This window comes from Chitinophaga nivalis (genome assembly GCF_025989125.1).
Lineage (GTDB): Bacteria > Bacteroidota > Bacteroidia > Chitinophagales > Chitinophagaceae > Chitinophaga > Chitinophaga nivalis.
Genome location: NZ_JAPDNR010000001.1, coordinates 7129679 through 7152140, shown reverse-complemented (window position 1 = coordinate 7152140; position 22462 = coordinate 7129679). Strand labels below are relative to the sequence as shown.

The window sequence follows — 22462 nt, the reverse complement described above, 5'->3', positions numbered from 1 at the left end:
CAGCCGATGTTAAAATCTGTACTATTCAGTGTGGTCTGCCTGTTCCTGTTACCGGTAGTGGTGATGGCGCAACAGGAAGTCGCCGGTAATATCCGCAACAGTGTCACCCATGAGGTGGTACCCGCCGTATCTGTTGTATTAAAGGATACGCCTAATGGTGATTATACCAATGACCAGGGAAATTTCAGGTTCTCTACCCGGAAGTCTTTTCCATTGACGCTGCTGATTTCAGCCGTTGGTTTTGAATCCCGGGTACTGACAATCACGGCACCCGGATTTCAGCGGATCGTACTGACGCCGGCTACGGTGTTGGGAAAAGAAGTGGTGGTGTCGGCCAGCCGCCTGGTACAGCGGAAAATAGAGTCGCCGGTGACGATTGAAAGGATAGGTACCAAAGATATCATTAACTCGCCGCAGCCGAGCTATTACAATATGTTACAGGGTTTGAAAGGAGTGGATGTAACCACTTCCAGTTTAACATTTACCACGATTACCACCCGTGGCTTTAATACCAGTGGTAATACCAATTTCACCCAAATCGTGGATGGGATGGATAATCAGGCGCCCGGACTCAATTTCCCGTTAGGCGCTGTCATCGGGCTCACGGAATTGGATGTCGATAATGTGGAGCTGCTGGCAGGCGCTTCTTCGGCCTTGTATGGTTCCCGTGGATTGAATGGTACACTGGTGATGACAGGGAAAGATCCTTTTAAATACCAGGGGCTGAGTGCACAGATCACGCAGGGCGTGAATCATATCCGGAAAGGAAAGGGCAATGATCCGCTGGGACCTTCCCCTTACTACGACTGGACGGTCCGCTGGGCGAAAAAGATCAATGACCGGCTGGCATTTAAAATCAATGTGCAGTATACCCGGGCGAAAGACTGGGTAGCGGCAGATACCACCAATACCAACGGCGTCGGCGGCCCTTTGCAGGACCCCAACTACAATGCGGTGAATGGCTACGGCAGCAAAACTTCCATCGATATAAATCCCTTTCTGCAGGGAGCATTGGCCCAGCAGCCGGAGCTGGCGCCGCTGATCAATCCCTTGCTGGGAAAAGGAAGTAATAAAGTGGCCCGTACCGGGTATCCGGAATATGGGTATCTCAGCAGTGAGGCGATCTTGTTTAAAGCCAATGCGGAGCTACGATATAAGATCCGGCCGCAGCTGGAGATGATTGTATCGGGTACTTTTGGTAAAGGCAATGCAGTATACAGCAATGATACCCGATATGCCCTCACGGGTTTCAGCCTCGGACAGTACCGGGCCGAATTAAAAGCGGCCAATTGGTTTGTGCGGGCATATACCAGCCAGGAAAATTCAGGGCGTACGATTATTGCCAGTCCTACGGCACAGCTGATCAACGAAGCCTGGAAGCCCAGCTATCATGAAGCAACGGGTGATGGCTGGTATCCGCAGTATACGGCTGCGTTGCTGACAGCGATGGCAGGTGGTAAGAGCTATGAAGAAGCCTGTGTATGGGCCCGCAGTGCAGCCGATGCCGGCAGGCCGGAAGCAGGCAGTCCGCAGTTTCTGCAGCTGAAAGACAGTATTGCAGGCATTCCTACTTCCAAAGGAGGCACCCTTTTCCTGGATAAGAGTAAGTTGTATAATGTGGAAGGACAATACAATTTTTCTTCTCTCCTGAAATATGTTACGCTGATAGCAGGACTTAACTACCGGCTCTATCGCCTGGATTCCAAAGGCACTCTTTTCCCGGATGAAGCACAGCCGATTGATGTGGCGGAGTATAGCGCCTATGTGCACCTGGCGAAAAAACTGATCCGGGATAAACTCAGTCTGAGTGCCGCTTTCCGCTACGATAAAAATACGTTGTTTGAAAAACCGCGTATGACTTCCCGGGCAGCTGCGGTGTTGGAGGTGAATAAAGAAAGTTTTATCCGTTTCTCCTATCAGAATGCCTATAGCTTTCCTTCCAATATACAGTCGCTGCAAAGTACGCTGATAGATTACAACAGCTTTGCTTCCGGTGGGTCTGCACGATTGCTGCAGGGCGTATATCAGTTCGATCAGTATCCGGCGTATACGCTGGAAAGTGTACAAAAATACCAGCAAACCAACAATCCGGCAGACCTGCAGAAATTTCAGCTCAACGATATCATGCCGCAGTCCGTAGATGCGTTTGAGTTAGGATATGCATCCCTGATCGGCGGCTGTGTGTTGGTGGATGTGTTGGGATATTATGCTACCTGGAAGAATTTTATCGGGTATGTGAATGTGGCCAACACGCCGGGTACGCAGGATATCACTGCTTTTAAAAACCACAGTACCTATACGCAATACAATATTGCCTATAATGGTGCAGAGCATGTCAATACCTATGGATATGCCGCCAGTGTGAGTGTGGATTTGTCGCGGCATTTCCTGGCGAAGGTGAATTTCTCTGCAGATTTTTTAAAGAACAGGAACAATAGCCAGGTCAATAATTTTAATACCCCTAATTATAAGTTCAACATCGATTTTGGTAATACTGGTTTCGGTAAAAAGGAGCGGTATGCTTTTAATACCACTTTCCGGTACCGGCCGGCTTATTTCTACCAGATAGGTTTTGGTAGTGGTACCGTACCCGCATCTGCCGTGATAGATGCGCAATGCAGCTACCGCTTGCTGCAGGCGCATTCAACAATTAAGCTGGGCGCTACCAATCTTACCAATACCTATTACCGCAATGGCTTTGGCAGTCCGGCTATCGGCGGATTGTACTATATCAGCTTTGCCTATAATGTTTTTTAACCTGTAATAAAATCCATGAATGTATGAAAAAGCATCATTTTTATTTATGCCTGATAGCCTTACTGGTGGCTTGTAACGGCGGTGTAAAAGAGGAGGGTGGCGATGGGTATAAAACCCGGCTCACCTTTGGCCCGGGAGAAGAAGCCCGTATTGTAGAGGCGATGCTGTCGCTGACAGACAGCAGTAGTATTACCCTGAAAGAAGGGACTTATCAGTTCGATAACCTGAGTATAGCGCAGGTAAAACATATTCTCATACAGGGCGCCGGCCCGAAAAAAACCATCCTGGATTTTTCGGCGCAAAGCCAGGGTGGAGAAGGCATCCGGGTAACAGATGTGAAAGGTTTTACCATAGATGGGATGACCTTGCGGGACTCCAAAGGAGATCTGATTAAAATCAACAAAAGTGAAAAAGTGGTGGTGACCAATCTGCATGCGATCTGGCAGGTGGCTGATTCTACCAGTGGCGGCTATGCCATTTACCCCGTGTTGTGCAAAAATGTATTGATAGAAAACTGTTATGCAGAAGGTGCATCTGATGCAGGTATCTATGTAGGACAGTCGGATAGTGCTATTATCCGCAAATGCAGGGCCTATAAAAATGTGGCCGGTTGCGAAATAGAAAATACGTCGCATGCAGAAGTATACGACAATGAATTTTATGGCAATACATCCGGGTTCCTGGTGTTCGATCTGCCGGATCTCTCCCAGCGGGGCGGCTACGTAAAGGCCTACAACAACTATATGCATGATAACAACGAACGGAATTTTGCAAAGGCAGGCAGCTTCGGTAATACCTGGGGTGTGGGCAATGCGGCGCCGGGCAGTGGTATTATTATATTGGCGGCTTCTGATGTAGAGTTGTACAATAACCGGATCATTAATAATAACTCCGCGGCTATTGCAGTGGTGTCCGGATTTTTTATAGATGAAAGTGCCGGAGAAAAAATGAATGATAAATATTTCCCCATCCCCCGCAACATACATATCCACGACAACGTCATGGAAATGGGCAATGCTTTCCCCGAGCCGGTATATGCGCATCATATAGGGAAGGTGCTGGTAGGGCTGGATCAGCAGCTGAAAGCGCAGGATCCGGCGCGGAAGGATATGCGGCTGCCATTCATTTTGTATGATGGTATTACCACGAATATACTCACGAAAGGCACTGCAGTAAACCCGGACTCACTCTGTATCCGGCAGCAGGGTACCAACCTGTTTGTAAATATCGATGCATTGAATATCCGGTCAAAAAACTGGCGTCCCAGTACAGATATGACCCCTTTTACTTGTAAATAATGCAGTTAATTTTTCGGGAGATGAGGAAGCTTTGTTTATGGACCAGCCTTTTGATAACAGGTATGATCGTTGGGGTCAGCTGTCAGCAGCAACCCGCTAAAACAACAACGGCAGGCCCTTTTCGTTTCAGGGACCGGTTGTCGGAGTATGGTTTTTTTACCGGGGAACTGCGACAGTTACAACCCCGCAAGGGAGTGGTGAACTACGACCTCACCACGCCTTTGTTTACCGACTATACGGTGAAAGACCGGTTCGTGGTATTGCCGGAAGGCCGCAGTATCAGCTATACGGCTACCGGTGCACTGTCTTTTCCGGATAGCACCTTTATTATAAAAAACTTTGCCTATACAAGTCCGGAACACAGGAAGGTGATGCTGGAAACCCGGTTGCTGTTCAAAGATCCGGCAGACGGGCAGTGGAAGGTGATGAACTACCTGTGGAACGATACACAGCAGGATGCCGTGAAATGGATTGTGGGAAAGAAAATTCCGATGACTTTCCTCGACGACCAGGGCCAGCAGCGGCATACCGTATACCAGATGCCGAATACCAACGATTGTAAACGTTGCCATATCAATAACAGCGTATTGACGCCTATTGGCCCGAAGGCGCGCAACCTCAACTATACCCGGGTGGGAGATACGGAAAATCAGCTGGAGAAACTGGCTGCTGCGGGCTACCTGACAGGGATGCCAGCACTGACCCAGGTACCGCAGCTGCCGGGTTGGAAAGATAGTGTACACTTCACAGTGAGTGAGCGTGCCCGCGCCTACCTGGATGTCAACTGCGCGCACTGCCACACCAAAGGCGGCGATGCCTTCAATACGGGCTTGTTCCTGGAGTATGAGCAAACCAGTCCCGATCGCCTGGGAGTACGCAAATCGCCGGTTTCTGCCGGCGGTGGCGCTGGTGGCCTCGACTACGATATCGTGCCGGGCGATGCGTTGCATTCCATCCTGGCCTACCGGATGAACAGTGCCGAGCCGGGAGTGGCTATGCCCGAGCTGGCCCGTACCGTCGTTCATACGGAAGGAGTGGCGCTGATTACCCAATGGATCAACGCGTTGCCAAATGCTAAAAAATAAGGATTAACAAATGTCCGGATGCCCGCTGCCAGGGCATCCGGATAATAATCAGCCGGGGTAGACAGCGCCTTGCTGCCGGTTTTAGGGCGGGAAAATGTATACTTGCAGCGCCTAATAAAAATACCCCGTATGATACCCGTAAAAAATACCTGTTTATTATTCCTGTTACTGATCATAGGCGTATGCTCCGAAGGGCAGGCGCAACAGGCCCGCTGGACTGAAAAGCGTGCCCACGACTGGTATCAGCAGCAAGGCTGGTTGGTAGGCGCCAATTTTACCCCTTCCAATGCCGTCAACCAATTGGAAATGTGGCAGGCCGCCACCTTTGATACCGCTACCATTAATAAGGAACTGGGATATGCCGCCGGTATTGGTATGAACTGTATGCGGGTATACCTGCACCATGTGGCATGGGTGAGTGATCCGGAAGGATTCAAAAAACGGATGCACCAGTACCTGGCTATCGCCGGCCGGCATCATATTAAAACCATGTTTGTTTTTTTTGATGATTGCTGGAAAGATGATTACGCCCCGGGGCCGCAACCTGCTCCGGTGGCGGCCACCCACAACAGCCGCTGGCTGAAAGATCCGGGTAACCGTATAGATTCGTTGCCGCTGCTCATGGATACCTTGCACCGGTATGTAACCGACGTGCTGGAAACATTCAAAAAAGACAAACGCATATTGTTATGGGACCTCTATAATGAACCCGGGCACTTTGGGCATGGCGATAAAAGCTGGCCCCTGCTGAAAAATGTGGTGGCCTGGGCACGGGCAGTAAAGCTCACCCAACCTATCTCTATTGGTATCTGGCGGGATGATTTTACCGCTTTTAATGCTTACCAGCTGGCCCAGTCAGATATTATTACTTTTCATAATTACCGCGATTCCGCCTCCATGGCGGGCGCTATTGATAGCCTGCAACGCTACAACCGCCCCCTCATCTGTACAGAATATATGAAACGCCCCAACAAAAGCTTTTTCAGCAGCCATCTGCCTATGATGAAGCAAAACCGGGTGGGAGCCATCAACTGGGGCCTGGTGGCCGGTAAAACCCAAACCAACTACCCACAGGGCAAGCCGGAAGTACTAACGCCACCGGTGATCTGGTACCACGACATCTTCCATACCGACGGAACCCCCTTTGACGCTACCGAAACCGTATTTATCCGGCAAATGACGAAAGCGGAATAATGGAGTCTTGATAATTTCCCGATTGCGTAAATCATTTTCCTGATTCGCGTAGGGGTATCTGTGCAAAAGTGTCTTACTTCGCGCAAAATTACTCCGCTAAACATTTATTAATTGAGACATTTATACTTGATCGTCAGTTTGATATTGTTCAACCTGGCTGTATTCGCGCAGAACGGTAGCATTAAAGGAAAAATCTCCACGTCAGACGGCCAGCCGGCAGCATTTGTAACGGTTGGGTTAAAAGATACCAAAAAAGGTACGCTCACCAACGAAGAAGGGGTATTTACCCTGAAAAATGTAAAACCAGGCGCTTATCACCTGGTCATTTCCTATACAGGGATGAAAACCCTGGAAAATAATGTTACGGTTACAGCCGATCAGGCCACAGATGTGACCTACACGCTGGAATCCTCTTCCAGCCAGCTGAATGAAATTGTGGTAGAAGGTACCCGTACCAGAACCATTAATAAAAGACCTGTATCGATCGGTAAATTGCCGGTTCCGGCGATGGACCTGCCACAGAGTGTAGCCATCATCGGACATGAAGTACTGGAAGACCAGCAGGCGCAACGCCTGAGCGATGTGGTGAAAAATGTAAACGGTGTTTACATGGCTTCCCAGCGCGCCGGTACCCAGGAAACCTTCAATGCCCGTGGCTATGGCTTCTCCAGCACCAATATGTTCAAAAATGGTATCCGGGTAAATACCGGTGTGATGCCTGAAATGAGTTCCCTGGAAAGAGTAGAGGTATTGAAAGGTAGCGCGGCTATCCTGTATGGTAACGTGTCTCCGGGCGCCGTGATGAACATGGTGACCAAACAACCTAAATTCAATTTCGGTGGCGAAGTAAACCTGAGAGCCGGCAGCTATGGCCTATTAAAGCCATCTGTAGATGTGTATGGTCCTTTGTCTTCCAAAATAGCCTACCGCGTAAACGGTACCTTTGAAACGGCAGACAGCTACCGCGATCAGGTACATTCCAAACGTTATTATGTAAACCCTTCCTTGCTGTTTAAACTCAGCGACCGGACGGAATTGCTGGTACAGGCAGATTACCTGAAACACGATTTTACACCTGATTTCGGTATCGGTAGCATCGCAGATAAAAATATTCTCGACGTTCCCCGCAATACCTTCTTTGGCGCGCCATGGCAGTATGCCCACACGCAGCAAACCAGTGCATCTGCGATATTGCGCCATAAGTTCAACGATAACTGGGCCCTGACCGGTACCATCGGGTATTCCAAATACCAGCGTGACTATTACGCCATCGAAAGAATTCAGGCGAAGGCAGACAGCACCTGGCAACGGCCACTGGGTAGAAATGCCAATAACGAAGATTATTACTCCGCTCAAATAGATGTTACCGGTAAATTCCATACGGGTAGCCTGGAACATACGATCCTGGCTGGTGTGGATGCCGACCGGTACCTGTCTGGCAGCTACACCTATGGGGTGCCTTCTGTATTGGGAAAGGTAAAAGGTATTTATGATATCATTAATGTATATACGTTCGATCGCAATGCCTTACGGACAGATATGCCTGTAGATACCCTGCTCTCCAGAACCAATTCGCCGATTAACCGTATTGGTGCCTATGTACAGGATCTGATCAGCATCTCTCCTAAACTGAAATTACTGGCGGGCGTACGTTATTCTTACCTGCAGACGAATGTACCGGAAACCTATAACTTCCAGACCGGCACCACTACCACCAGCAGTACGGCTACAACCCGCTACGATCAGGCATTTTCTCCGCGTGTAGGACTGGTATACAAACCGATTCCTACAACTGCAGTATTTGCGAGCTATACGACTTCCTTTACGCCTAACAATGCCAATGATATCTACAATGTGCCTTTACCTGCTTCTATTATCACGCAATATGAAGTGGGAGTGAAGAATGATTTCTTCAAAGGATTATTATCTGCCAACCTGACTTTATACCGTATCCGGAATAATAATTATGCACAGACAGCGCCTTTCGATAAAGACGGTGGCATCAATACCAATGCGGCTTTTAAAGCATTGATTGGCGAAACCCTGAGCCAGGGTGTGGAAGTGGATATTGCCGGTCATCCGTTGCCAGGACTGGATGTTATCGGTGGTTACAGCTACAACAATATCACCATTGAAAAAGTACCCGAAGGGGTAGTAGGGGCATCTGTTTCCGGCGAACGCCTGGTAGGTAACCCGAATCATACTGCTAATGCGAGCGTATTCTATACTTTCCAGCAAACAAAGGTAAAAGGCCTGAAACTGGGTGCCGGTGTGTATTATATCGGCCAGCGTTTCGCCGGATGGAACAATACCGTGGTGAAAGGGACTGAGGTCACCAATCGTCTGATCTCCGTACCAGGCTTTACGACCCTGGATTTCACCGCCGGTTATACCTTTAAACGTTTTGCGATCCTGGGTAAAGTATCCAATATCACCAATGCATATAACTATTACGTGCACGAGAATTACAGCATCAACCCGATTCCGCCGACCCAGTTTGTTGGAACGGTTTCCTATAAATTCTAGGATAGCGTTATCCTGAGATTAAAAAAGGATGTAATAGGGAGGATAGATAAGCGAAGATAATCCGCTTATCTATCCTCCTTCTTGCTTAATTGCTGATTCTTAATCCTCCTTTTCGTACTTTTGCCCCAAATGCAAAAAGAAAACTACAGCTTAGGTAATATTCTTACCAATCTCAAAATTGATTCACTCAATGAAATGCAGCAGGCATCGGTAGATGCAAATCGCCAAAAGGCCGATGTCATCCTGTTGTCTGCGACCGGTTCCGGTAAAACGCTGGCTTTCCTGTTACCGGTACTGGAAAAACTGGATGCTGCCAATAAAGATACACAGGCCCTGATTGTGGTGCCTTCCCGTGAACTGGCGCTGCAGATAGAAAAAGTGTTTAAGCAGATGGGTACCGGATTTAAGATCACGGCCTGTTATGGCGGACACCTGAGAGAAACAGAAGAAAACAACCTCATACAGCCACCAGCCGTTATTGTTGGTACGCCTGGCCGTCTGGGTGATCACATCCGCCGGGAAAACATTACCACGGCGGCTATCACCACCCTGGTGCTGGATGAATTTGATAAAACCCTGGAACTGGGTTTCCAGGAAGAAGTATCTTTTATCACCGACTCGTTGCCGGCGATCAACAAACGTATCCTCACCTCCGCTACGGAATCCGTGGATATCCCGGATTTCCTGGCTTTGCAGGACCCGGAAAAACTCAACTTCCTGCCGGAAGAAGGTACACCGGCCGCCCGCCTGGAAATAAAACAGGTACTGGCACCGGAAAATGATAAGGTAGAAACCCTGTTTCGCCTCATCTGCTACCTGGGTAACCGCTCTACCATTGTATTCTGCAATCACCGCGAAGCCGTGGAGCGTACCAGCAAAATGTTGTCGGAAAAAAGTATCATCAATACCTTCTATCATGGCGCTATGGAACAACAGGAGCGGGATGCCGCCCTTTGCAAATTCCGCAACGGCTCCGTGAATGTACTGGTAACGACTGATCTGGCTGCCCGCGGCCTGGATATTCCGAATATCCGCTACATCGTACATTTCCATTTACCACATACCGAAGACAGCTGGACGCACCGCAACGGACGTACGGCCAGAATGGAAGCCAGCGGCACCGCTATCGTGATCCTGTCGCCGGAGGAAAAACTGATGCCATACATTGCCAATGAAGCGGTGATCACCATTGAACTGCCGGAAACGGCTGTTTTACCGGAAAAACCAAAATGGACCACCCTGTTCATTGCGGCTGGTAAAAAAGACAAGGTGAATAAAATAGATATCGTAGGTTTCCTCGGTAACCGGGGTAAACTGAAAAAAGAAGATATCGGCTTAATCGAAGTAAAAGACTTTTTCTCTTTTGTAGCAGTGGTAAAATCCAAAGTAGGACACGTACTGGAGCTGATCAAAAATGAAAAGATCAAAAACAAGAAAGTGAAGATCGATATTGCCCGTTAATACGGTAAAGGATATACGAACCCGTTCAGTAACCCTGAACGGGTTTTTTTATGCCGGTTCCCGGTGATAGGATTGAGTGACTTCAATAAGACCGATGATATGACCATTGAAGGCATCCAGGTCTTCCGCAGGTATCCATAATTCGTTGTGCAGGTCGCTGCCTACATTTTCTACCGTGTATTTTTCCAGGAAGGCGCTGGCTACGGCAAACCGGGTGACAAAGCCGCTGCCATAGGCCGGCACATTCCATTCGGTGGTGATCTGAATGGCATAGGCTTCATTCATCACCGGATAGAAAATAGGCTGATCCGGTCTGCGGGGCGGAAACCGCTTCCAGCCGGACTGTTCTATCAATACCAATTCGTCGGGGCCTACCGGCCGATATAAGGTGGTGTATGTCATGGGGATAATTTGTGATGATATCAAAGATAGGCATTCCCGTTATACAGGTTTACCAATCCACTTCCACATAGTTTTTGTAGAGCTTACCATAGGTGGGCTGGTCCTGGATACCCTGTATGATAGGATCATAAATGCGGGCAGCTGCATCTGCGAGCGTCAGCGGTGGTAAAAATCCCTTTTCTTCCAGCCGGGTTTTCTTTTCAATCGGGTTGCCGGTAGACACCCATCCCACATCTACACTGTTCATATAAATACCGCTGGCTGCATAGTCGGCAGCGCTGGTGCGGGTCATCATATTGAGTGCGGCTTTGGTCATATTGGTATGTGGGTGGAAAACGGTTTTGCTGGCATAGCTGAACTGTCCTTCGGAAGAGGTGACATTGATAATGAAACGTGCGGCAAAGGAAGACTGTAGCAACAAGGGTTTCAGGCGACTGTTAAGCATGAAGGGCGCAATGTTGTTCACCAGGTTGGCAGACAATACTTCTGCGGTATCTACTTCATGCAGTTTCATGACCCAGCTGTTGCTGCTTCTGGTATCCAGTGGCTGATGGAAGTAATCCAGCTGTCCTTCCGGAAAATGACCGGAAAGTGCCGGCAGGGCAGCGGTGTGGGAGGCCGGAGAGGCAATACGGGCACGGTCTGCCGCCGGCAAGGCGGGCAGGAGGGCTTGTCGCGCTATCAGCGGGCGGTAGTATTCCGATGGATACGAAAGCGTTTGTGCGGCATTGTTGATGATGATATCCAGGGTAGGAAAGGTTGTCAGCATAAACTGAATAAACTGTTCTACTTGCGGGATGCTGATCATATCCAGCTCATAAATGGTGAGTCGTTCTTTCCATACCGCATAGTCTGGCTCAGCGGTGTAATGCAGCAGGGCATCGGCGGCAAAGCGGGTAGTGGCAATCACCCGCGCGCCATCCCGCAGGAGGCGGAGGGCGGTGGCATAGCCTATTTTCATGCGGGCGCCGGTAATCAGCGCTGTTCTACCGGTAAGGGATACACGTTGTTCCAGTTTTTGCAGGTGAGTAGCGGCGCAGGTACTGCATAGCCGGTGGTAATGAAAATGTACTGTGTGATAAGGCTGGCGGCAGGCATAACAGATCGCCGCTTTCTCCAGCTCCTGTTGCAGGGGCAGGTAAACGGTGGGCGGCGCCGGCTGGTTGCTGACAGCTGGTTGTAAGCCCATTTGGAACACAACGGTCTGCTGCAATTTTGCCTGGTCGGAAGCTTTGCGTTGTTCGCTGGCTGTCCGCTGAATATCTTTCCGGGCTGTTTTGTATATTTTGGTAACCAGTCCTTTCAGGCGTTGGGTATCCGGGGAGGCATCCGGTTTTTTGCTGAGGTATTGCAGGATGTTGTAGAAATGATCCCACTGTTCCTGTGTAAACTCCTGTGTGGCCATGATGATAGATAGTTGGAAAAGGTAGCCGGAAACGGAATCGAACCGCTATCCCCTGTCATGCAGTGACAATGCTCTTCCTTTGAGCTACCCCGCTACCGTGGGCAAAGGTAGTATTTTTAGTATATACGTATACGTTAGTTAACAGCTAAAAAGGCAACAGGACTCGAACCTGTATCTTCTCCTGGCGGGAGAGATGTTTCCACTACACCATACCTTTTCTGGTACGAATGTAAAGGAAAGTTCCGATGAACGCAAGGAAACAGGCCAGGTATGGTCTTAGGGGCGGAGGGCTTTGACTACCAGGTCAAAGGTCTGTCGCATATTTTCTTCGCTGAGGGAAAAAGGTTTGCCAGACATCGTCTGATTATCAAGATGGAATTTTACCAGCGTGTAAAAAGGGCCATAGGCAACAGACCAGAATACCTCCGGCGGGAGGGATACCAGCTGTTGCTTTTCTTCGGCATGTTGTATAAACTTCCGCATGGTTTTGCGGAAAGGATCTTCCAGTTCTTCCTGTTGTTGTATCAGCGGGGAGTTACGGAACTGTTCCGAAAACCGGAAGTGCAGCGGATATTTGAGGATGTGTTGGTACCGGTTTTTCCATTGCAGCCACAGCCCTGCTTCAAAATCCATCTCCGGATCAAAGTCCTGCAGGGTCACCGTCGTGAACACTGCTGCTACATTGATGTACAACTGATTCAGCAGGTCTTCCCTGTTTTTGAAATAGATGTAGATAGTGGAAGCAGAGATATTAACGGCTTTCGCCAGCTTGTGCATACTCAGGCCATCAAACCCTTCCTGCACAATCATTTCCATCGCTTTTTCGCGGATGGCTACTGCTTTATTTTCATCCCGGTTACGCATAGTACAAATATACGCGATTAAAGTTCCAGTTGTATGGAGTGGTTTTACCGCAGTGTAGCCAGGCTGCTGCCCGCTTCCAGTTCATACGGTATTTTGCCTGCTTCAAAAATGCGGGCAGAGAGGGTGCCGGCGAGGGTAAGGGTATCCCCTTTTGCATAAATCCAGCTGCCTTCCCGCAGGCCCACTACCGGTGTACTGTGCTGGGTGTGGAACTCCCCGATACGTGTTTCGCGGGTTTCGCCCATATGTTGTACACCGGGAATGGGATCCAGGTAATGCGGATTCAGGTTGAAAGGTACCAGTCCCATCGTGTCAAAGCTAGGTGGATATACAATCGGCATATCGTTGGTAGTTTGCATGGAAATACCGCCGATATTACTGCCGGCGCTGCAACCCATATAAGGTTTGCCGCTTTCTACAGCTGCTTTTAAAACAGACATGAGTCCTTGTTCATGCAGTTGTTTTACCAGCAGGAAGGTGTTGCCGCCACCGGTGAAAAATCCCTGTGCCGCCTGGATGGCTGCTACCGGATCTGCAAAAGTATGCAGGCCACGTACGTTGATACCAATAGCTGCAAAGGCTGCCGCCGCCCGGGCCGTGTAATCATCGTGCGAAATGCCGCCGGGGCGGGCAAAAGGAACAAAGATCACTTCTGTAACGCCTTGATATAAGGTGGTCATGGCCGGTTGTAAATAGGCCAGATAGTTCTCTCCGTAAAGAGTGGAGGTGCTTGCCAGTATAAAGTGCTTCATGGAAAAAAATAAAACAAATGTAGGGCATCTCCCTAAAAAATAATGCAATGTGTGTACACTTATGATGATATATTGCAGTAGCATGCGCTGGTAGCTGATCCCATACCTGCCATTTATCACATTAATACCGCTTTTGTTTTTTGTTGCCCTATTTTGTTCGTTGGCTAATCAGAATAAGGAAACCTATGACATGTAAACCATTTGCGGTACTAATTTTTTTAATGATGCATGTGATGCTGGCCACTGCCCAGCAACGTATTACCGGCACCGTTACCGATCAGCAACGACAACCGGTTGCTTTTGCCTCTATCGCCATTACAACTGCCGGAAAAACAATCGGCCAGACATTCTCCGACAGCACCGGTGTTTTTCTGGTGAAAGGAAAATCCGGCCATGCCTATCAGCTGAGTATTGCGGCGATTGGTTATCAGCCACGCCTCATACCTTTTGTACTTCACAAAGACACCAGCATACAGGTAGTGCTGGAAACGGCTGTCACCAGCCTCGGAGAGGTGGTGATCTCCCGTCGCCGCCCTACGATCGAACAGCAGGCAGACCGCACCATCTTTAATGTGGAAAACAATATTACCGCGGCAGGTAATAATGTGATGGACCTGTTTTCCAGGATACCTGGTGTGAAAGTATCCGGCAACAGTGTGTCTGTCGCCGGTAAAGGCGCTGTGAGGGTAATGATCAACAACCGCCTGGTACAGCTGTCCGGCGAAGACCTGGCCCGTTATCTGGGCTCACTGTCTGCCAACGATATCGCGAAGATTGAGGTCATTACACATCCGCCGGCGCGTTATGATGCAGAAGGCAATGCAGGGCTCATTAATATTGTGCTCAAAAGAAACCGCCGGGAAGGATATACCGGTAGTGTACAGGGTGTTTATAAACGCGGCAACTTCGACCATGAGTCATTGGGCGGAAACCTCAATTACAATCACAACAACTGGTCGCTGTATGGCAATGCGAATCTATACAACGGCCGTATCCTCGAAGGATTTGAAACATCCGTTTTTTATCCGGACCGTTCCTGGATATTATCGGATACCGGCGATTATAAAATCCGCAGCGCCAACGTGTCGCTGGGCGCCGATTACCAGCTGAGTCCAGCTACAACGATCGGTATCGGCTATATGGGCGGTACGGTACAGGTAACGGGGTCAGACCATGTGTTTAATCCGTTGTTGAATAAGGGCGGGCAGACAGACTCGGTATTACGTACCTATGCTGTGTATAATCCCGTAGCTTTCAACCATGCGATCAATCTGCACCTGGTGACAAATCTGGATACTGTGGGTCGTAAACTGTCCATCGATGCGGATTATTTTAATTTCGACCGTTCCGATGAATCCGATTTTGAAAGCAACAGCTATAGTCCCGGTGGTGTAGCAACGCCCTGGGGACAGGCACTGTATTACACTACCGCCCAACAGCGCATCAATATCTACACCTTAAAAGCAGATCTGGAATTACCCGGTCGCGTGGCGAACTTTACGGCCGGTTTTAAAACCAGCTATATCAATAACTACAGCAATGCTTTCTACGACAGGATACTGGCTAAAGGCAGGATGTTCGACAGTACACGCAGTAATGAGTTCCTGTATAAGGAGTATACCAATGCGCTGTATGTGAGTGCGGAAAAATCGCTGGACAAATGGAATATCATGGCCGGGCTGCGGGGAGAGTGGACGCGTACTTCCGGGTATTCCTATATGTTGCAGCAGCAACATGACCGCGACTACCTGAAACTGTTCCCTTCCTTACTGGTCACTTATAAGCCGGGCAATGAACAGACCTGGGCGCTGGCTTACAATAAAAGAATCAGCCGGCCGGATTTCTGGGCGCTGAATCCCTATAAGTCGCTGACGACTGCCTATAGCTATTTTCAGGGCGATCCGGCCCTGCAGCCGGAATACAATACCAATATTGAGTTGTCGCATACCGCCCGTATATTCCGGACTACCGCCTTTTTAAGTATTACCAATAATGGCTTTGAAAATGTTACGATTGCCCGGCCGGACACCAATCTGGTATACAGAACACCCCTGAACTTTATCACCACCTACCGGTCCGGTATAACGGAAACGATTACACTGAATCCGGTGTCGTGGCTGGAAAGCACCAATCAGCTGACGATATATCATACCGCTGCCGTGTCCGCCCTGCCGCAGATTGCCAGCCTGCGGGCCTTCAGTGCGTATGTGTCTACCAGCAATAATATTAGCCTGAACCGCAGCGGTACCCTCAGTGCAGCCGTTAATTTCTGGTGTCAGTTTCCGGAAGTACAGCATGTCAGCAAAACCAATACCTACTATAAACTGGATCTGGGCCTGAGATGGCTCACGTGGAAAAAACAGCTGGCGGTGTCCCTGAATGGTAACGACCTGCTGGCTTCTTCTGCGCCTATATTATATACAACGGTAGATAACCTGCCGCAGCGGTATGTGAACTTCCAGGTATATCGCAGCGTAAGCCTTACCCTCAATTATAAATTTGGTAACAGCCAGTTGAAAGTGAAAAAACATACAGCTGGTAACGAAGAAGAAAGAGGCCGCGCGCATTAAGTATTTGCAGGGCATTTTCAGGATATGAAAATGCCCTGTTTTTAAACTGATATTTTAATTGTTATAATGACAATTATTTTATTTTTGAGAAGATGATGTTGGGGTGAAATGTTAATACGGAAATGGTGAGGTATCCATAGCATTCATTCTGTTCAGTTTTGCGTAAATTGTTTGAGGTTCGGGAGATTATCCCGATATTTAATATTCATTTTATCACCCAATACGCAATACGTTATGGATATCAACCTCAGGGTGCTCCCCGCCCTATTGCTTGCAGGTAGCGCTATGCTGGCTTCCTGCAACAGTAATACCTCCGCCAGGCAGGTGGAGGGCAGTAACGCTACCGATTCCGCTGCAATCAGCCAGGAAGCAGCCCCCGCCAGCTACGGCAACTACGACGGACAGGAGATCCGGCAATATACCCTGAAAAATGCGGCCGGTACAACGGTAAAAATCCTGAACTATGGTGGTATTATTACCGATATTATTACAGCCGATAAAAACGGAGAGAAAGGAAATGTGGTATTGTCCTATGATGACCTGGCAGGTTACCAGCAGAAAGGACAGCCCTATTTCGGCGCCCTGATTGGTCGTTACGCGAATCGCATTGCCCAGGCTAAATTTAAACTGGATGGCAAGGAATATCCGCTGGCAGCCAACGATCATGCAAACACGCTGCACGGCGGCATCAAAGGATTCGATAAAGTAGTATGGAACGCAGAACAGGCCGGCGACAGCAGCCTGCGGCTCACCTACCTCAGTAAAGACGGGGAAGAAGGGTATCCCGGTAACCTGCAGACGAGCATTACTTACACCCTAACGCCTGCGAATGCCCTGCAGATCCAATACCAGGCCACTACCGATAAACCCACACCCATCAACCTGACCAACCACACCTATTTTAATTTATCTGCCGGTAAAGACAGCACCATCCTCGGACAGGAACTGTCACTGAAAGCCAGCCGCTATACACCGGTAAATGACCAGCTCATTCCGGATGGCCGCCTGCAGCCGGTAAAAGGTACGCCCATGGATTTTACCAATCCTAAAAAAATAGGCGCAGAAATAGCGCAGGTGAAAGGAGGATATGATCATAACTGGGTGCTGGACAAAAAAGAAGGCGTACTGGAAACCATCGGTTCCCTCTATGATCCCAACAGTGGCCGTTTGATGGAAGTAGCCACCACGGAGCCAGGTATTCAGTTTTATACCGGTAACTTCCTGGATGGCACCCTTACCCATACCCGCGACGGTAAAAAGTATGTACAACATGCCGGATTATGCCTCGAAACACAGCATTTTCCGGATTCACCCAACCAGCCGGCGTTTCCTAAAGTAATACTGAAACCAGGTGAAACCTATACACAAACGACCGTGTATACTTTCTCTACAAAATAATAGTTGTCGATTCATTGGTACCCTGCCTGTGAAATAAGGATAAATTAATAATGAGGTTGTCGTGTAAAACAAAAGAGGTGGTATCATAGGATACCACCTCTTTCATTGTTATCATCCGTATTTAGTAATTAGGATTTTGTACGAGTACGCCTTTACTGCGGTCGATGTCTGTTTGCGGTAACGGGAAGTAGTAGTGTTTGGGCCGCTGGAAGGTACGCGCCGCCCCGCCCCGGGTAATCTCCGCACCATTATAGGCCAGCTTGGGTTGTTTGTAGATAGCCGCAATATCTACCAGCTTCGCCTTATCCCAGCGGATCAGATCCTGATGCCGCTCATTTTCTCCACATAGTTCTACCCGGCGCTCATGCATCAATGCTTTCATATCAGCGCCACTGACAGCCGGTAAACTGGCTGCCGCACGTTTACGTACTGCCATGATTTCCGCATCGCCGGCACCCGGACCAGACTTGCGTATTTTGGCTTCTGCTACCAGCAGGTATACATCTGCAGATCTTAACAAAGGTGTTTTTAAAGAGTAATTCAAACCACCGGAAGGCTTCCAGCTGGTGAACTTATTGTAGTGGTAACCGCTCCAGGAAAGATCGGCCGTATAGGTAGCGGTTTCTGTACCTATATTGATACGGTCACCGGGTTTCATGATACAGATGTCTTTCCGCGGATCGCCATTTTCAAATTCGTCCACCAGGCTTTTGGTAGGATAGAAGAAGCTCCAGCCACCCCAGGCACGAGGTGCATGGTAGGTGCTGAAATCGGAATAGCCCGCACCGTCCAGTGTTTGCACGGCCAGCAACATTTCGGTATTGTTGCCGGTAGCTACGCTGAAATTGTCCTGATAGTTGGGCGCCAGTGCATAATGGGCATTGCCTGTTACCTTGCTGCCATATTCAATAGCTTTATCCAGCTGATCGCCGTACAGGTAAAATTTGCACAACAGGCCCCAGGCCGTTCCTTTGCTTACCCGCCCTTTATCATTGCTGCTGTAGGTTTCAGGCAACAGGTTCGCTGCTTCCAATAAATCGTTTTCAATGAGTGCCCGTATTTCGCTGATACTTTTTTTAGGTTGATTGTAATTACCAGCCGTTACATTTTCGGTGGTAATAACAGGTACTTCTCCATATATCAACAACAAACGCCAGTAGGCAAAAGCACGCAGGAAACGGGCTTCTCCGAGGCAACGGTTTTTAATGGCGGCATCTATATCTGTAATCTTCGGGATATAGATGAGGGCATTATTGGCGCGGTTGATCAGCTCATATTTCCATCTCCAGCCTACCCTTACACTATAGGTGGAAGCATCATAGGAAAAGCTTTCAATAGCCGCATCATAGTCGTGGTCGCCACCGCGTACCTGATCATCAGAACAGTTGTTAAAAACAAATTCATTGAATCCGGTAAAATCTTCTTCCAGTAAAATATTATAGATACCGGTGATACCATCTACGGCATCACTTTGATTACGCCAGTAATTACCCGTGGTATAATTTCCCTGGGGATGAAGGTCCAGTACATTTTTGCAGGCAGTAAACAACAACGCTGCACAAAGTATTCCGGTGATATATTTAATCCGTTGCATAATAATGTTTATCAGGAGTGATTAAAAGTTGAGGGTCGCGCCGAAGGTAAAGCTCCGTGCCTGTGGATAGGCGGCTACATCTACGCCCCGTTGGCGGTTACCATCCGTAACAGGACCATTGTAACCCAGTTGGGGAGACAGTCCGGAGTAGCCTGTGAGCATGAACAGGTTTTGCGCGGCCACATATAGGTGGATATCCTGTATACCGGTATGGCCCCATACTTTGGCTGGAACCGTATATCCCAGCGAAACATTCCGCAGGGTAAAGTAATCTCCGTTTTCAATAAAACGATCGGAAGTGCGGTTGTTCTGATTGTCGTTGCTGAGGGTCATGCGGGGTACGCTGTTACTGGTACCGGCGCCATGCCAGCGGTTCAGGGCATCTGCATAGAGGTTAAAAGGGGCGTTGTTGTCCATACCCTGCATCTTGTCTGCATTATACAATTGTACGCCGCTGACGCCCGCAAAGGAAAGGTTCAGGTCAAACCCTTTGTAGCTGGCGCTGGCCTGAATACCATATACCATTTTAGGGTTCGGGTTACCCAGGTTTACGCGATCTTCTTCATCAATGATACCGTTGTTGTCCATATCCAGGAAGCGTACATCGCCTGGTTTGATTTTAGCCCGTTTGGGATCTTTGCTGATATTGGGATCGGTGTCGATTTCTGCCTGCGATTGGTAGATGCCGCCTGTCTTCCAGCCATAGAAGGCCGCCAGCGGTTCGCCTGCATAGGTGCGGGAAATTTCCTGTTCCTGTCTGCCATACAAGGCTGAGCCGATAAAGGAATTCGGATCGTATAACTGTTGTACTGTGTTTTTAATGAAAGAAGCATTGGCGCCGATGTTGTAATGAAACTGTTCATTACCGCCGGTGTAGTTTACTTCTATTTCCCAGCCTTTGTTGTTCAGCTGGCCGAGGTTGCGGTCCGGAATAGCGGAGGTACCGTGTAAATCCAGTTCCGGTGCCGGTACCAGCATATCGCGGGTATTTTTGTTGAACCAGGTAATGGTGGTATTCAGTTTATTGTCGAAGAAACCAGCTTCCAGACTGATGTTGGTCATCTCTGCTTTTTCCCACGTAATATCCGGATTGGCCAGCCGGGAATTCCAGATACCGGTAAAGGGATTATCGCCGAAATTATAGCGCCTGTTTTTATTAACCGGCGCCAGGTATTGGAATTCCGTTACGTTTTGATTACCCAGCTGTCCCCAGCCACCCGTGATTTTCAGGTTGCTGACGAATTTCACGTGTTCTTTGAAAAAGCTTTCATCAGAGATGCGCCATCCGGCAGAGAAAGCCGGAAAATAACCCCAGCGTTTACCGGGTGCGAAACGGGAAGAGCCATCGGCCCGGAAGGTAACGGTCAGCAGGTATTTGTTGCGGAAGCCATAAAAGCCCCGTACAAAAGCGGAAGCAAGACCAGACTCCGGTTTGAAATTACCGGTGGCATCATGTATTTCGTTGCCGTTGTCAAGTACCCGCTGATCAGTGGCTTCATCGTTGTAACCCCAGCGGTCACCGCGGAAAAAGTAGCCGTTGCTGTATTGCTGGGAATAGCCACCGGTGAAGGTCAGGTGATGCTGTTGGGCCAGTATTTTATTATAGGTCATGAAGATCTCACCGATCTGGGTACCATTGGTTTCACTGCGATTCCATAATTCTGCACGGTCGCGCGTGCGGGTTTGATGCAGCACTTTGGGGAGGAAACTGTATTGGGTATTCAGTTCGCCTTCGTAGGCGTAGTTACCCCGCAGCGTGAGGCCATCAAGGATGGTCAGTTCGCCGTAGATATTAGCCAGCATACGATAGGCTTTTATCCACCCGTCGGAGGTTTCGGTAGTGAACAGCGGGTTGTTGATATCACCGAGTTCATTGCTGGCCTTGGAAGAGCCATAACTGCCATCCGGATTTTTTACGGGGATAGCGGGATTAAAGCGGAGTGCACTGAAAATAAGACCGGTTTGGGACGAAGAGGTATTAAACCCGTTGTCTTGTTTATAGGTGAGCTGTAGATTTTCGCCTACTTTGAAGCGTTTACCCAGCTTGTGTTCTGAGTTGATGCGTACAGTATATCTTTTAAAATAACTGTTGGCGATGATGCCTTTTTCGTCGTAATAACCAGCACTGAACAGGTAGTTGGAAACGTTGTTTCCGCCCCGCAGACTCACATCTGCATTCGTTACCTGGCCGGAACGGAGGAGGGCCCGTTGCCAGTCGGTGCGTTGTTCGGCGTAATAGGGATTTTTCCAGAAAGGATCTATGGGCACGCCATCATTGGTATAACGTTCCTGTTTCATGGCTACCAGTTCCGGCGCCGTGAGCAAGGGGATATAACGGATGGCGTTGGAAGTACCATGGTATACGTTAACGGAGGCTTTCAGCTTTTCGCCGTAGTTGCCTTTGCGCGTGGTGATGAGGATAACACCGTTGGCTGCACGGGTACCATAGATGGCGGAAGAAGAAGCATCTTTCAGGATTTCCATGGAAGCAATATCATTGGGATTGACGTCGCTGATACTGGTGGAAGGTACCCCATCTATGACGACCAGCGGATCGGCATTGTTGATGGTACCGGTACCGCGTATACGAATACTGGGGGCGGCGCCGGGAGTAGCGTTGGAGCGTACAATGTCTACGCCGGTAACGCGGCCCTGCATGGCCTGCGCCGCATCGCTGACAGGCAGGTTTTTAATATCGGCGCCTTTTACGGAAGCAATGGTACCGGTAACATCGCGGCGGGTTTGTACGCCGTAACCGACTACCACTACTTCGCCCAGCCCTTTGCTGGTGGACTTGAGGCTTACTGCTAACGTGGTTTTGTTGCCAATCGGCACTACCTGTGGTTCATATCCCAGGAAGGAAAAGGAGAGGGTAGTGGCGGCAGCTGGTAACTGCAGGCGGAATTGTCCTTTGCTATCGGTAGTGGTACCACTGCTGGTACCGGGTACGGTGATGTTTACGCCGGGCAGTGGCTGGCCGTCTTCTGCACCGGTAACCTTGCCGGTAATACTGCTTTGTGCGAAGGTGGCAACAGCCAGGCACAGTAAAACCGGCAGCAGACATAGTTTTCTTAATAGGAAATGTTGCATAGTCGAAGATGAATAGTTGATGAGTAAAGATGGTATAGCGTTTTAAGGTTTATCGTTGCTGGTTGA

Annotated in this window: 14 protein-coding genes and 2 tRNA genes; 8 read left to right on the top strand and 8 right to left on the bottom strand. The window is 49.0% G+C overall.

Annotated features, from left to right (window positions below; translation table 11 throughout):
- The first annotated feature begins 6 nt into the window (after positions 1-6).
- From OL444_RS26120 to OL444_RS26095, 6 genes are all read left to right on the top strand, one after another.
- Positions 7-2757, top strand: coding sequence for a TonB-dependent receptor (locus OL444_RS26120; RefSeq protein WP_264728608.1), 2751 nt, complete (start codon positions 7-9; stop codon positions 2755-2757).
- A 23-nt stretch (positions 2758-2780) separates the two neighbouring features.
- A complete protein-coding gene (locus OL444_RS26115; RefSeq protein WP_264728610.1) occupies positions 2781-4055 on the top strand; it encodes a parallel beta-helix domain-containing protein in 1275 nt (424 codons plus the stop codon).
- Positions 4056-4075: 20 nt separating this feature from the next.
- Complete coding sequence (locus OL444_RS26110) at positions 4076-5140, top strand: SO2930 family diheme c-type cytochrome (protein WP_264728612.1); 1065 nt, start codon at positions 4076-4078, stop codon at positions 5138-5140.
- A 129-nt stretch (positions 5141-5269) separates the two neighbouring features.
- Entirely contained in the window at positions 5270-6334 is a 1065-nt protein-coding gene (locus OL444_RS26105) for a glycoside hydrolase 5 family protein (RefSeq protein ID WP_264728615.1), read from the top strand.
- Positions 6335-6445: 111 nt separating this feature from the next.
- Complete coding sequence (locus OL444_RS26100) at positions 6446-8860, top strand: TonB-dependent receptor (RefSeq protein ID WP_264728617.1); 2415 nt, start codon at positions 6446-6448, stop codon at positions 8858-8860.
- Between the two features lie 129 nt (positions 8861-8989).
- Positions 8990-10321 (top strand): DEAD/DEAH box helicase, encoded by a 1332-nt coding sequence (locus OL444_RS26095; protein WP_264728619.1) that lies wholly within the window; start codon positions 8990-8992, stop codon positions 10319-10321.
- A 48-nt stretch (positions 10322-10369) separates the two neighbouring features.
- On the opposite strand, the gene OL444_RS26090 is transcribed toward OL444_RS26095, so the two are convergent.
- The 6 genes from OL444_RS26090 to pepE all read right to left on the bottom strand — a co-directional run bounded on the left by OL444_RS26090 (position 10370) and on the right by pepE (position 13744).
- Positions 10370-10723, bottom strand: coding sequence for an ADP-ribosylation/crystallin J1 (locus tag OL444_RS26090; protein WP_264728621.1), 354 nt, complete (start codon positions 10721-10723; stop codon positions 10370-10372).
- Positions 10724-10772: 49 nt separating this feature from the next.
- A complete protein-coding gene (locus tag OL444_RS26085; protein ID WP_264728623.1) occupies positions 10773-12128 on the bottom strand; it encodes an SDR family NAD(P)-dependent oxidoreductase in 1356 nt (451 codons plus the stop codon).
- A gap of 22 nt (positions 12129-12150) precedes the next feature.
- Positions 12151-12222: transfer RNA gene (locus OL444_RS26080), tRNA-Ala, on the bottom strand.
- Between the two features lie 54 nt (positions 12223-12276).
- Positions 12277-12345, bottom strand: a tRNA-Gly gene (locus OL444_RS26075).
- A gap of 59 nt (positions 12346-12404) precedes the next feature.
- Positions 12405-12992 (bottom strand): TetR/AcrR family transcriptional regulator, encoded by a 588-nt coding sequence (locus OL444_RS26070; protein ID WP_264728625.1) that lies wholly within the window; start codon positions 12990-12992, stop codon positions 12405-12407.
- A 44-nt stretch (positions 12993-13036) separates the two neighbouring features.
- Positions 13037-13744, bottom strand: a complete 708-nt coding sequence (gene pepE, locus OL444_RS26065; RefSeq protein WP_264728627.1) for a dipeptidase PepE — start codon at positions 13742-13744, stop codon at positions 13037-13039.
- Between the two features lie 221 nt (positions 13745-13965).
- On the opposite strand from pepE, the gene OL444_RS26060 reads away from it, so the two are divergent.
- On the top strand, positions 13966-16314 hold the full coding sequence (locus OL444_RS26060; protein WP_264728630.1) for an outer membrane beta-barrel protein: 2349 nt from the start codon (positions 13966-13968) through the stop codon (positions 16312-16314).
- Between the two features lie 234 nt (positions 16315-16548).
- Entirely contained in the window at positions 16549-17712 is a 1164-nt protein-coding gene (locus OL444_RS26055; RefSeq protein WP_264728631.1) for an aldose epimerase family protein, read from the top strand.
- A 121-nt stretch (positions 17713-17833) separates the two neighbouring features.
- Here the strand turns inward: OL444_RS26055 and OL444_RS26050 are convergent, their stop codons facing one another.
- Positions 17834-19306 (bottom strand): RagB/SusD family nutrient uptake outer membrane protein, encoded by a 1473-nt coding sequence (locus OL444_RS26050; RefSeq protein ID WP_264728634.1) that lies wholly within the window; start codon positions 19304-19306, stop codon positions 17834-17836.
- Positions 19307-19327: 21 nt separating this feature from the next.
- On the bottom strand, positions 19328-22396 hold the full coding sequence (locus OL444_RS26045; RefSeq protein ID WP_264728636.1) for a SusC/RagA family TonB-linked outer membrane protein: 3069 nt from the start codon (positions 22394-22396) through the stop codon (positions 19328-19330).
- Positions 22397-22462: the final 66 nt, after the last annotated feature.